General features: G+C 46.4%; 3 protein-coding genes. All 3 read left to right on the top strand.

What is annotated here, in order from left to right:
- The first annotated feature begins 13 nt into the window (after positions 1 to 13).
- From C7R91_RS00655 to asnB, 3 genes are read left to right on the top strand one after another with little or no spacing between them, the layout of a single operon-like run.
- A complete protein-coding gene (locus tag C7R91_RS00655) occupies positions 14 to 7,369 on the top strand; it encodes a beta-ketoacyl synthase N-terminal-like domain-containing protein (protein WP_047068487.1) in 7,356 nt (2,451 codons plus the stop codon).
- A 55-nt stretch (positions 7,370 to 7,424) separates the two neighbouring features.
- Positions 7,425 to 13,442 carry a non-ribosomal peptide synthetase gene (locus tag C7R91_RS00660; RefSeq protein ID WP_047068486.1) on the top strand — a complete coding sequence of 2,006 codons (6,018 nt, stop codon included), beginning with the start codon at positions 7,425 to 7,427 and terminating at the stop codon, positions 13,440 to 13,442.
- Between the two features lie 26 nt (positions 13,443 to 13,468).
- Positions 13,469 to 15,286: an asparagine synthase (glutamine-hydrolyzing) gene (asnB, locus tag C7R91_RS00665; protein WP_047068485.1), complete on the top strand. Its 1,818-nt coding sequence runs from the start codon at positions 13,469 to 13,471 to the stop codon at positions 15,284 to 15,286.

Raw genomic sequence — 15,286 nt, forward strand, 5'->3', positions numbered from 1 at the left:
AGGAGTGCCTAGAATGAACAAAATGGACGAGCTTCTCTTAAAGTTACTGTGGGGTCAAATGCAGTCGCTTGGCTGCTTTACGGAAAAGAATCAAGCGCTCAGCGATCTCAAAAGAAAAAGCGGTCTGCTGGACTTATATGACATGTGGCTCGAAGAAACGGCTTCTGTTTTGGCCCGGAATGATTATCTCGTTTACGATAGCGCAACATCTACTGTGATCGATACGGCCCCCATTTTCAGTACGGCTGTCTGGCAAGAATGGGAGCAAGAAAAAGAAGTCTGGCTAAAAAATCCGGATACGAATGCGCAAGTCAAGCTAGTCGAGGCAACCTTGCGTGCTTTACCGCAAATTCTCACTGGAAAAGTCCGGGCCACAGAGGTCATCTTTCCCAATTCATCGATGGAATTAGTCGAGAAGGTATACAAAAATAACACAGTTTCCGACTACTTCAATGAAGTGCTTGCTGATACAGTGGTAGCTTTTGTTGAGGAACGGCTCAACCAAGATGCTGCGGCCCGAATTCGCATTCTCGAGATAGGTGCAGGTACGGGAGGAACGAGTGCCGTCGTTTTCCAAAAACTAAAGGCGTATCAAGAGCATATCCAGGAATATTGCTATACAGACCTCTCCAAAGCCTTTTTCATGCATGCAGAAAAAGAGTATGGCCCAAGCAATCCTTATTTGACCTATCAGATTTTTAACGTAGAAGAGCCGGTTACGGGACAAGGAATTGATTTGGGCGGATATGATATTGTCATTGCAGCAAATGTCCTGCATGCCACGAAAAATATCCGCCAAACCGTGCGTAACGCGAAAGCCGTTCTAAAGAAGAACGGCTTGCTTTTCCTAAATGAAATGAGTAAAAACACCATCTTCCTCCATCTTACCTTTGGTTTGCTAGAGGGATGGTGGCTGTACGAAGACCCAGAGCTGCGCCTTTCAGGCTGCCCTGGGTTATCCTCGTCAACGTGGCAGAGAGTATTGGAGGAAGAAGGATTTCAGTCGGTCTTTTTCCCAACAGAAGAGGCGCACGCGATGGGGCAGCAGATTATTGTGACCGAAAGCGACGGCGTGATCCGCCAACAGCAAACAAAACAGCCGCCTAAACCTAAGACGGTCGTAAATGCCGAACAGCCAAAAGCAAAGAGAGTGGAAATACCTTCCGCTCCTGAAGGTAGGGCAAACCAAGATGTACTGCGCGAAAAAAGTACGGAATACATCAAACAGCTGATTGCTGAAACGCTGAAAATGCCGAGTAACCGAATGGATGCTTCCGAGCCTTTAGAGGCATATGGTATGGATTCCATTTTATCTGTGCAACTGATCAATCAATTTCGGAAAATTTTCGGCGAAACTATCAGCGGTACTTTGTTTTTTGAATATCAGACAATAGATGACTTAGTCGAGCATTTACTAGAGACACAAAGAGAAGCGCTGATTTCGCTCACAGGAATGGATGAGCAGAAGCAGGAGCAGGAGCCAAATCGAACGGAAGATCATGCTGAGGTTGCCCCATTGCTGAAAACCGAAGGGAAACGAAATCCAAGAAAAACGAGAGCATTTGCGTCATCTGCTCATTCGCAAAGGACGGCGTCCAAGCCTGCGTCCTCCGGGAAAATAGCGATTATTGGCATGAGTGGGCGTTTTGCTCAAGCGAACACCTTGGATGAGTTTTGGGAGAATTTAGTACAGGGTAAAAAGTCTATCTCAGAAATTCCAGCTAAGCGTTGGGATTGGACAGAGTATTATCATCCAAATCGGGAGGAAGCCATTTCCCAAGGAAAAAGCTATAGCAAATGGGGCGCCTTTTTAGAGGAATTTGATCAGTTTGATCCGTTATTTTTTCATATGACTCCGCGAGAAGCAGAAAACATAGACCCGCAAGAGCGCCTGTATCTAGAAGAGTGTTGGAAGGCGTTAGAAGATGCAGGCTACGCCCCATCGAAGATGTCTGCGGAGCTGCGAAAGCGAACAGGGGTATTTGGTGGAATTACGAAACAAGGATTTCATTTGTATAGCACGGAAACCACTCAGCACTTTCCGACAACCTCGTATTCGTCGATGGTAAATCGGGTTTCGTACTATCTAAACCTACAGGGTCCGAGTATGCCGATCGATACGATGTGCTCCTCAGCTCTCGTAGCGATTCATGAAGCATGTGAGTACATCCGAAACGGGAAGGGAAGCATGGCGATTGCTGGTGGAGTGAATTTGTACACCCATCCGCTTACCTACTTTGGTCTGACTGTGGGGCAACTCATCTCCCATACTTCTGACAGTGCTGCCTTTGGGAACGGCGGAATAGGTTTTGTGCCAGGCGAGGGAGTGGGTGCTGTTGTTCTCAAGGATTACGATCAGGCTGTGCGAGACCTGGACCATATTTATGCCGTGATACGCGGAACCGCTGTTAACCATAAGGGCAAAGCCAATAGCTACATGACACCAAGCCCCAACCCTATTGCTGATGTGATGGAAGAGGCGTTGGAAGAAAGCGGGCTGGACCCTCGATCCATTAGTTATCTGGAAGCTTCCGCCTATGGATCAGACATAGTCGATGCCGTCGAAATGACAGCAGTGATGAAAGCCTTCCACAACCGTCAAGGAGCAGAAGGGGACTATCGACTCGGTTCGGTCAAACCGAATGTCGGGCATTGTGAATCGGCTTCCGGCATGTCGCAGCTGATGAAAGTGATTTTGTCCTTACAGCATCAGAAACTGGTTCCAACCCTGATTCCTGACGAATTGAATCCAAATATTCGTTTTGATCAGCTCCCCTTTCAATTGCAGCGAGAGGTATCGGAATGGAAGCAGGTCACAGTAGATGGGCAGACAGTCCCCCGACGAGCAGGCATTACCAGCTTTGGCGGCGGTGGAGTGAATGCCCATCTTATCGTTGAGGAATACAACCACAATCCATCATCACGGAGAGTAAACGAGTCAAAACCCGAGCTGTTTGTCTTTTCGGCCAAGAATAAAGAGAGATTGCAAGCGTACATTCATCGCTGGATTGGTTATTTCCACAAGAACCGGCATATTGATGTAGCGAATACAGCCTACACCCTTCAAATCGGAAGAGAAGAAATGCCTTGCCGTTTGGCTGTTATCACCGATAGTCAAACAGAGCTTTTACAGCAGCTAGAGCGCTGGTTGGAGCATCAAGCAGAGACGGAGCATTGCTTTTTTGGCGATCTCAAAGAAAATAAAGAATTGATATCAGACCGGGTTACACAGGCAATCGAATCAAAAGATGTAGGAGAACTGGCAAAATTATGGGTTCTAGGCAATCCTATCCCTTGGCAGAAGTTGCATGAAGGGAAGGAGTTATCCCGAGTAGCTAAGCTCCCAACCTATCCATTTAAGAGGAGAACTTGCTGGATAGAACGCAATCAAACGAATCGCTCTAGGAGGGAGACGAGCATGACATCCGCTCATCCAGAATTCGAAAACAAGGCCGTTGAAATTTACACTTACAGCGCCAACAGCAGCGAAGCGGAGTTTTCCGAGGATTACTTGACCGTATGTCCATTTGAAAGGAAGATTCCAGGCTTTTCAATGAGCCGTGTCATTTTGAACCCGGAAAAATATCCGTTGGAAAGAGAAATGGTCAGAGAGAAGCAAGTAGAGATGCGCCAGGTGCTATTTTGCAAAGAAGATTTCTCTCGGGTACAAAAAGTGCTGGACTTCGGATGCGGTCATGGGACAGACGTGATTCAAATAGCAGAGCTCTTTCCGCATATTGAAACCCACGGATTTACGATTACCAAGGCGCAAGCAGAGCTTGGCAATCAGCGAATCGCACAGAAAAATCTGGGAGCTCGTGCGAAGATATTCAACAAAGACAGCTCCAAGGATGCCTTTCCCGATCTCTACGACATTATTGTCGGGATTGAAGTGAGCTTCCATATTCGAAATAAACATGGATTATTTCAAAATATCTCCTCTTCTCTGAACGAAGGGGGAACCGTTCTGTTGATCGATTACATAGCCAATACGCGAGGACCGATCGTAGACCAGAACGTAGAAGTCAGCATTCCCACCGTACAAGAATGGATTGAGCTTTTAGCGGAGCACCAGTTAGTGATCGATGAAATTATTGACGTATCGCCGCAGATTGCTAACGCCTTGCATGATCCTGACGTGGAACAGTACATCAAGCATCTGCCCAAAGCCGTTCAAGATTTGTATATCAATACGGTGAATCAATCTATCTCTCTCGAACGAGGGTGGATCAGCTATTGTTTGTTTAAGCTCAAAAAAGCTCCGCATCTTGCGTACACGAAGCGTTGTGAATGGAATGCCAGCAAAATATCGAAGAAAAGACCTTATCCAGAAGCATTAGCAGAAATGGTAAACAGCGGTTATATTCCATATCCGAAACAGCAATCGAGAACTCTCTCGAATTCAAATCAGCATGATCACAGCATTCATTGGAATAGGGAAACAATCAGAGAATCCTTGGTTGAGGCTTTTGCCGCTGTTTTAGGTCTTCAACCAGAAGAACTGGAAGAAGTAGCGACCTTGAAGGATATGGGAATTGGCTCTCTTAACGCCGTTGCCTTATCCGAAATGATTAACAGCAAATTCAATTTGAAACTACCGACCAGCGTTGTGTTCGAACATCATACACTAGATGCTTTAGCAAGCTATATTGCTAGCCATTTGCAGCAAAACGAGCCTAGTCAGCTCCGTTCAAGTAAACTATTCGCGTCTGATGCTCAAAATCAACCAATTACATCTGAATATTCTGAACGAAAACGCAATTTGGCGGCAGATCGGTCCATTCCAGATCGGACAAAAATCAAAGTGAGCCTAATCGAGGTCTTTTCTACCGTTTTAGGCTTGAGACAAGAAGAGCTGGAAGAAGTGGAAACCCTGAAGGATTTGGGAATCGGCTCTCTCAATGCCGTTCAATTGTCCGAAGCCATCAATAGCACGTTTCATCTGAAACTGCCAACCAGTGTTGTATTTGAACATCATACGCTAGAAGCATTGGCGAGCTACATCGCTACTCGTCTACCAGAGAGCCAACCAGCGCAGACAATCAAATATTTTGAAGAGAAGCCTACCTATACAGAGAGAGTCCCAACCCGAAATATTGCCTGCGAACCGCCTAAAGTTGCTTCCGATGATATTGCGATCATTGGGATTTCCTGCCGCACAGCAGGTGCAAAGGGGCAAGATGAGTTCTGGGAGCTTGTCAGTGAGGGTAAAGATTGCATCAAAGAAGTGACCAACCCAGACTGGCGCGCCTTTTTCAAAGAAAATGCGCTCGTCGATATTCCGATTAGATACGGGGCGATGGAGGATATCGAATATTTTGATCCGGCGTTTTTCAAAATTTCTCCCACCGAAGCCCAATCAATGGATGTTACGCAGCGCATCCTTTTACAAGAGAGCTATCAAGCATTAGAGGACGCGGGCTACACCCCGTCCATGCTGAGAGGACAACCGGTTGGAACTATCATTGGCGCTATGGCGGGAATGACAGTAGAACAAGATTTCTCTCATTTTGGCATGCTCGGATCTGATACGAGTATACTTGCCTCGCGCATCGCTTATTTCCTTGACCTAAAAGGACCAGCTTTGGCTGTTAACACTGCTTGCTCATCCTCTTTGGTTGCGATCGATATTGCTTGCCAAAAGCTGAAGACGGAAGAGGTCAATCTTGCAATCGCAGGAGGAATTACGATTTACTCCCATCCTGCTCCGTTTATCTCGATGAGTAACGCAAGGATGCTTTCTCCTACAGGAGAGTGCCGCCCGTTTGACAATGGTGCTAATGGCATTGTCGTTGGGGATGGCGTTGGTGTTGTGATTTTAAAAAGATTGCAAGATGCACTACGGGATAACGACAGCATCTATGGTGTCATCCGTGGCAGTGGAACCAATCAGGATGGACGGACATTGGGCATTACCGTGCCTAGCTTCCAAGCACAAAGCGACCTGCAAAAATCCATTTACGCGAAAAATCAGATTGATGTGGAAGACATTCAATATATCGAGGCACACGGAACCGCAACCAAATTAGGGGACCCAGTAGAGATTCATGCGCTGAGTGAATCGTTCCGCCAATTTACACCGAAGAAACGATTCTGCGCAATCGGTTCTTTGAAAGCTAATATCGGGCATACCACAGCGGCGGCTGGGGTGTTGAGTGTCATTAAGGTTTTACTCAGCATGAAAAACAAGAAGATGGCTCCTTCGATCCATTTTGTCAAAGAGAATGAACACATTGATTTTGAAAACAGCCCTGTTTATGTGAATACCAAGCTGCAAGATTGGGAGACCAATTCCAAAAGCTCTCGATTGGCAGCGGTCAGCTCTTTTGGCTTCAGCGGCACCAATGCTCATCTGGTGATCGAAGAGTTTGATCGATCAAGGGTAAGATCCACTGCTCCTGTTGAAGGTCAAGAGATCGCGACGGGAGTCTTCGTGCTGTCTGCTGAATCCCGTGAGCAATTAGTAGCCTATGCAATGAAAACAAAGGCATTTTTAGAGAAGCATCAAGATGTGAAACTGGCGGATTTCCTTTACACCTATCAGACAGCAAGGGAATCGATGTCTCATCGAGTAGCAGTCGTGGTCAACAGTAAAGAACAGCTGAATGCGCTGCTGGAGCAATTCATTCAAGGGAATGGGGCAAAAACGGCTGATCTGTTTATGGGAGAAATAAACAAAACGGGTGGAATCAAGATCGGTGATACAGAAGAGGGAAGGGATTTTATCCGCAATCTCGCTCTGAACAAGAAAATCAAAAAGCTGGCGGAGCTATGGGTTCATGGTAACGAAATAGAGTGGGAAGCTCTTTATTCAAAAGGAATGGTGAGCCGTCTATCAGGTCTGCCAAGCTATCCTTTTGCCAAAGAACGATACCGTTTACCCAAAGTTGTCGTAGGTAATCGAACCCATCAAGAAGCAGCCGCCACTTCCGAACTGACAGCAGCAAAGCCTGAACACAGAGCAGCAGACATAGCAATCTCACCACCTGAGGTAACTCATGTTCAGGCCAAAGAAGCTGATGTGAGGGAGACAGAAATCCAATACCCCGGTATTCATCAATATGTCATACAGGCTGACGAAGACGATTCACCACGTAACGAACTCGTGAGAAAAATTGCTGCTGCTTGGGAAGAGGTCCTTGGAGTGAAAAAGGTTGACATTCACAAAAACTTTCAAGACCTGGGCGGCGATTCAATCATGGCCACTCAGATTATTTCCAGATTGAAGAACAGCTTCCCGGTTGATTTGAATCTAGACAATCTCTTTTCGGCTCCAACCGTTGCAGGAATGGCGGAGTTGATTGAAGAGGAATTGATTGCTGTTATTGATGAACTTCCAGAAGAGGCAATTTTGGAGCTATTAAGCTGATGAATTCATCTCGTAAGTAAGGCAGCAGAATCAACATGTGGGAAGGAGCAATCCGATGTTCAATGATAAGGAATCAGCTAAATCAAGAGATGAGATACTTGCCGAGAGCAGATCGAAGCTTTCCGAGAAGAAACTGGCCTTGCTGGAGAAGCTGAAAGGCTCAAAGCTAGAGACGAAAAAGACTGGAATTCCGCGGCGTTCAAGAGAGGGCTTAGTGCCCCTCTCTTTTGCCCAGCAAAGACTATGGTTTTTAGACCAGTTGGTACCAAACAGTCCAGCTTATAATGTGGTTGCCGCCTTCCATCTGTCGGGTGAGCTTCACACAAACATCATGGAGCAGTGCGTTAATGAGATAGTGAAGCGCCATGAAGCCCTACGAACCACCTTTCAAGTCGCAAATGGGGAGCCGTATCAACAAATTGCTCCTGCCTTGCAAATTCCTTTTCCCATCGTCGATCTTACAGGACATCCTGAGTCAGAGAGGGAGGGGGAGTTTCGCCGACTCGCGAAAGAGGAAAGCATGTATGTTTTCGATCTAACCAAGGGACCCTTGCTGCGTGTTACTTTATTCAAACTCGGCGAGGATTTGAATATTCTGCTATTGAACGTTCACCATATTATCATAGACGGATGGTCAGTCGGGGTTTTCTTTAGAGAGATGGTTCTGCTTTATCAGGCATATCTCGCGGGCAAGCCTTCCCCATTGCCTGAGCTTCCGATCCAGTATGCTGATTTTTCCATCTGGCAGCGGGAGTGGCTTCAAGGAGAAGTGCTTGAGAAACAGCTTTCTTACTGGAGAGAAACACTTGGAAAAGAAAGCAGCGCGTTAGAACTGCCAGTAGACCGTACAAGACCACCCATCCAAACGTTTCAAGGAGGGAGCCTAAAACTACAAATTCCCTCTTCCCTTTCCCATGCCATAAAAGCGCTGAGCGAGCAAGAAAATGCCACGCTGTATATGGTCATGATCACCGCGTTAAAGATATTGTTGCACCGTTACAGCGGACAAAATGATATCCGGGTGGGAGTGCCCGTAGCGAACCGCAACCGAGTGGAAATGGAGAATTTGGTTGGCTTTTTTGTAAATACGTTGGTTCTCAAAACAGATGTTTCCGGCAATCAAAGCTTTAGAGAGCTGTTGTCACGTGTGAGAGAAACAGCGAACAGCGCATACAGGCATCAAGACGTACCATTTGAACGATTAGTGGATGAATTGCAGCCTGATCGTAATATGAGTCAAAATCCACTATTCGAAGTCTGCTTTGTGTTGCAGAACTTTCCTATGCCGAAAAAATCGGACATGTCTGCATTAGGCTTTTCCTTAGTCAAATTTGAAGAGTTCCGTAACAACACATCCAAGTTTGACCTCTGGATTCAGGTTGTAGAAAAAGGAGATATCCTCGACCTAGACGTTGAGTTCAATTCCGATATTTTTTATGAATCGACAATCAGTCGTATGCTAGAAAGCTTTTCTATCGTGCTGGCAGGTATTGTCGCGAATCCGAACCAGCCGATTGCTGATCTGCCGATTTTAACGGCTGCTGAAGAGCACAAGCTGTTGGTTGAATGGAACGATACGAAGACGTACTACCCACAGCAAGATATGTGCCTACATGAAATTATTGAAGCGCAGGCTGCCAAAACACCAGATTCGCCAGCCGTTATATTTGAAGAGGAGCAACTCACTTACCGTGAATTGGATCAACGGGCGAATCAACTGGCGAACCATCTCCGGAAACAGGGTGTCCGAGCGGAAACGCTTGTGGGCATTTATATGGAGCGCTCCTTTGAAATGGTTATTGGGCTGTTAGGTATCCTCAAAGCAGGTGGAGCCTACGTACCCCTAGACCCAAGCTATCCGCAGGATCGGGTTGCCTTTATGATCACGGATGCGAATCCTTCCTTCCTCTTGACTGCGGAGGGGCTGAAGAACACGCTCCCTGAATACGGCGGACAACTCATTTGCCTCGATTCAGATTGGGAGACAATCAGCATGGAGAGCCATGTGGCGCCTGCAAGCGGAGTCAACAGCGATAATTTGGCGTACATGATTTACACCTCAGGCTCTACTGGCAAGCCAAAAGGTGCGATGAATGCTCATCGCGGTATCGTCAACCGACTTTTATGGATGCAGGAACAATATCAACTGAATGAAACCGATCGGGTAATGCAAAAGACGCCTTTCAGCTTTGATGTGTCGGTATGGGAATTTTTCTGGCCGTTAATGACGGGCGCCTGCATGGTAGTAGCTCGTCCAGAAGGTCACAAAGATACGACTTATTTGGCACGTTTGATCAAAAAAGAGAAAATTACCACCATGCACTTTGTTCCTTCGATGCTGCAAGTGTTCCTGGAGGAGTCGGAAATTAGCGGCTGCGATACGCTACGACGAGTCATTTGCAGTGGGGAAGCCTTATCTTATTCAACGCAGGAGCGTTTTTTCGAATGTCTCGATGCGGAGTTGCACAACCTGTATGGTCCTACAGAAGCGGCGATTGATGTCACGTACTGGGCGTGTCAAAAAGGAAGCAAGCTTAGATCGGTGCCGATTGGACGCCCTGTGGCAAACACCCAAATCTATCTGTTAGATGAGCATCTGAATCCTGTTCCCGTCGGTGTTGCCGGCGAGCTGCATATCGGCGGTGTGCAACTGGCTCGCGGATACTATAACCGGCCTGAGCTGACAGAAGAGAAATTCATCCCTGATCCGTTTAGCAAAAAAGAGGGAGCGCGTCTTTATAAAACAGGGGACTTGGCACGTTACATGCCGGATGGAACAATCGAGTATCTGGGCCGAATCGATTTTATGGTCAAACTAAGAGGGTTCCGGATCGAGCTGGGTGAGATTGAAGCTGTATTAGATGAACATCCACATGTACAAAAATCGGCTGTGATCGTTCATGAATCCGAGCTGCGACCAGGGCATAAGCAGTTGGTATCTTATATCGTGCCAGATTCACAGTCCAAGGAAAAACTGAAAATGGCAACAGAAGAAGCACTTCCTGCGGAACAGGTATCTGAATGGCAGGATGTCTTTGATAAAGCCTATGATGATGAAAACAAATATGAAGCCGATTTCAACATTACCAGCTGGAACAGCAGTTATACGGGCCAGCCTCTTTTAGCGGAAGAAATGCGTGAATGGGTCAATTCGACGGTGGATCGTATCCTTGCCTTGCAACCGAAAAAGGTACTCGAAATCGGGTGCGGTACAGGGCTGTTACTATCTCGAATTGCGCCTCATTGTGAACAGTATTGGGGAACGGATTTTTCGTCGATGGCGTTGGATTATATTACTGCGAATCTGATCAACCAAAGAGAGGATTTATCCAATGTCACACTGCGTAAGAGCTATGCGGATGATTTTAGTGGACTAAAGGGACAGAAGTTCGATGTGATCGTGCTCAACTCTGTGGTGCAGTATTTCCCGGATGCGAGCTACCTGTTGGATGTGCTGAAAAAGGCCATACACGCCATGAATGACAAAGGGGCAATCTTTGTCGGTGATGTTCGTAATCTTTCTTTGCTGCAAACCTTCCTCACTGAGGTTGAGCTGGAAAAGTCTCCGGCGACGTTGACCGCCGATCAATTGCAGCGCCGTGTGCAAAAGCGAATGAGACAAGAGCAGGAGCTAGTTATTGATCCTGCATTTTTCTATGCGCTTCAAGAGCAACTGCATCAAATCAGCCATGTAGAAATCAAGCTGAAGCGTGGTAGCCATCATAACGAATTAACTCGCTATCGCTATGATGTTGTTCTTCATCTCGGCAAAAAAGTGCAGACGATTGAAGACTTTTCATGGCTGGATTGGCATGAGGAGGGGCTCCAAAATATTGATGGACTTCGTCAAATCATGACCAAGTATAAACCGCAAATCTTAGGGCTTACGAATATCCCTAATTTGCGGTTGGACAGGGCGAATCGATACCAGTCGTTGCTTACTGACAGAGATGTTCTCAAAACCAAAACGGTGGAAGAGCTGAGAACGGATCAGAACCACCCTGGCACTGGAATAGACCCAGAGGAGCTTTGGAGGTTGGGCGCTGAGCTTCGATACAGTGTGGATATCGCTTGGATGGGTGATAGCGAGGATGGCAGCTATGAAGCTGTGCTCCGACCTGAGCATTTACTAGAAAAAAGACAGCGTAACACAGTGGTCACCGCGTGGCGCCGTCCAGCGAAAAACTACCAGTCGATCGAAACGTATGCGAACGATCCTTTGACAGACAGAATTGCTCGCCAGTTCATTCCAGAGCTGCGCAGTTATTTGCGGGATAAGCTGCCAGATTACATGGTTCCGTCTATCTTTGAGTTTATCAAGGAAATGCCAGTGAACATGAATGGAAAATTGGATCGCAAAGCGCTTCCTGCGCCGCTTATGGAAGTGCCGGAAATGGAAGGAGATTTTGTACCACCAACGACGGAGACGGAAAACATTCTTGCCAATGTCTGGGCTGAAATATTGGGCTTGGATAAGGTTGGCATACATAATAACTTCTTCGGATTGGGTGGCGACTCCATTCATACCATTCGAGTGGTTGCGAGAGCAAAACAACTCGGGTTGGAAATGACTCCACAGCAAATTTTCCAATTCCAGACCATAGCTGAACTGGCAGAGGTTGTAGGTGAGGCTTCCACTCAAAGTGCGAAGCAAACGGTAACAGCAGTAGAGTTACCAACTCTTGATAAGCATCAGCTGGATCGGATAAAAACAGACAATCCATACATGGAGGATGTTTATCCGCTGACGATCATGCAAGAGAATATGCTTTATCGATACAAACATCATCCAGAACCTGGTTTGAATGTGGTTCATCATGCTTTTCGGATAGAGGGTGGTCCTTTCCATGTAGCTGCTTTTGAGCAAGCATGGCAGCATCTCATCCAACAATTCCCTGCCTTGCGAACCTCCTTCGTCTGGGAAGAGCTGGATGAACCGATGCAGATCGTGCATGAGAAAGTGGATATCCACATCAAGCAGGAAGATTGGCGTGGCATTCCGGAAGAAAATCAGCAAGAACTATTGCAATCTTATATTCAAAAGCTAAGAAAACAAGGATTTGAGATGGTCCAAGCACCGCATGCGCATCTTGCTCTTATTCAAGTAGGAGAGGATGTCTACTACTTTATTTATGTCTTCAACCTGATGTTGCAGGATGGCTGGAGCTATACGTTAATCGTTAAAAGACTATTTGAATATTATCAAGCGTTTTCCCAAGGGAAGGCGATTGATATTGTGCCTGTATATCCTTACCGGGATTATGTTGCACTGCAAAGACAGCAGAACTTAACGGATGCCGAGCTGTTTTGGAAGAAAAATCTGAAAGGAATGACCAGCTCCACTCTTAAGTGGGCGCAAGCGAGCAGCAAGAATATTTCTGCCGACGAGCCTCCTTATTCTCAAGAAAGGTTCATCGTATCGCCAGAAGTCTCCTCGGCGCTGTTATCCTTGTCCAAGAAGTATCATCTGACGCCATATACATTGGTACAAGGGGCTTGGGCATTGCTGCTCCATCATTACAGCGGCAAGGAAGACGTTGTATTTGGGACGATCTTCTCCGGCCGCAGCATAGCGATGATGGAGGTCGAACATTCTGTCGGGCTTTTCTTCAATATTCTGCCCATTCGCGTGAATATCGAGCAAAACATGAGGTTCTTGTCTTGGCTCCAAAACATGCAGTCCAAAGTAGTAGAGACGAGTCAGTACGAGTACACGCCGCTGAAAAAAATATACGAGTGGTGCGATATCCCACGAGATCAGCTTTTGTTTGACAGTTATCTGGTAAGCGAACAGCTCCCAGATTTCTCTTCCGTGTTTAGAGGATTTAATGATGTCCTTGGCGCTACCATCTATGATTCTATCGCTCAAACGGAGCATCCATTGCGAGTGGAAATCCTTTTCTATGAACAAGTGCTAGTCCTGCATATCAACTACTATCGACGCTTCTTCAACGATCAGGAGATTAGCAGTATGCTGCAACACTTGAATACTCTTTTAGAAGGATTGGTAGCAAACCCGGAGCAAAAGGTAAGCGAGCTAGTCAATGTAATAACGTATCATCCCCAACACTAAATTTGCAAACAAGAGGAGAGGTTACTATGTGTGGAATTGTGGGATGGCTTGATTGGGATGACGATTTGTCATCCCAGCATGCTATTTTGCAGAAAATGGCTCAAGCGATTCAGCATCGCGGGCCAGACGAAGAGGGATATTGGTTGTCTCCTCGAGCAGCGATTGCGCATCGGCGCCTGATCGTGATCGACCCAGAAGGCGGCAAGCAGCCAATGGTCTACCGAGAAGGAGATCAGACGTGTGTCTTATCGTTTAATGGCGAGATCTACAATTATTTGGAACTGCGCCGCCAGTTAGAGCTGCTCGGACACTCCTTTCAAACCAATTCCGACACGGAAGTATTACTGCGCGCTTTTTTGGAATGGAGAGAGGAATGCGTCCGTCATCTCAATGGAATTTTTGCATTCGCCATTTGGGATGAAAAAAATCATCGCTTGTTTTTAGCGCGTGACCACTTGGGTGTAAAACCATTGTTTTATTGTCAACGAGGGAGCTCGTTCTTGTTCGGCTCTGAACTGAAAGCCTTACTCGCCCATCCAAAAGTGAAGCCAGAAGTTGAGGCGGATGGGTTAGCAGATATTATCGGACTTGGTCCGGCGAGAACGCCTGGATTTGGCATATTCCGCAATGTAAATGAGGTTCGAGCTGGACATTGTGTAACAGTCACGAAGGATCAAATCAGGACAAGACCATACTGGAAATTGGAGAGCAAGGTGCACACGGATGATATGGATACAACGACAGAAAGGATACGCTATCTGCTGAAAGACACGGTACAACGCCAGTTAATCTCAGACCTGCCACTAGTTAGTATGCTGTCTGGCGGCTTGGACTCTAGTGGCTTAGTGGCTTTAGCCGCTGAAGAGCTTCGTAAAAAAGGGAAGACGTTGCAAACCTATTCGGTTGATTTTGTTGACAATGATCAGCATTTTGAAGAGGGCCTGCTCCACATTAGCTTGGATGCGCCATGGGCGAAATCAGTTTCAGAGCATGTACAAACGAAGCATCAAGAGATTACCTTCAACGCTCAAGATCTGATTACTCATTTTCATATGCCGCTGAGAGCGCGTGATCTTCCGGGATTAGGGGAGACGGATACCTCGCTCTATTTGTTCTGCCGGGAAATGAAGAAAAAAGCGACGGTCTCGCTATCAGGTGAATCGGCAGACGAAGTGTTTAACGGGTATCCGTGGTTTCAGAAGGAGAAATTCTTGAATTCAGGCAAATTCCCTTGGATGGAGCATGACGGGTGGAGTTCATTTTTAAATGAAGATGCCATCGAAAAGATTCGCCCACAAGAATATCTTCGCAGGCGGTATGAAGAAGGGATTGCAGAGGTACATCCTTTGGAAGGGGAGACAGCTCTGGAAGCTCAACAGCGCAAAATGTCGTACCTCTTTATCACACGTTTTCTTCCACTGCTCTTGGATCGCAAGGATCGAATGAGCATGTATACGGGGTTTGAAGTGCGTGTTCCTTATTGTGATTACCGTCTGGTTGAATATTTATGGAATGTTCCATGGAAAGTAAAAAATATTGATCAAATCGAAAAAGGCCTGCTTCGCAGAGCGTACAAAGGATATTTGCCGCATGAAGTATTGTACCGCAACAAAAGCGCATATCCGATGACCTATCATCCAGAGTATTACCATGCAATTTTGGACCATATGAAACAGATTTTAGCGAATCCTAATTCCCCTCTATTACCTTTGATTAATAAGTCTGTGATCCAATTCGTACTGGATGGCAAAGCACCTATGAATCTCGCTCAATCAACAAAGCTGATCGAATACCTCGTCCAGATAAATATGTGGTTAGAAGAATACAAGATTTCCATTCGATAG

It is taken from the genome of Brevibacillus formosus, from assembly GCF_003013405.1.
In the GTDB taxonomy this organism is placed as follows: Bacteria; Bacillota; Bacilli; order Brevibacillales; family Brevibacillaceae; genus Brevibacillus; species Brevibacillus formosus.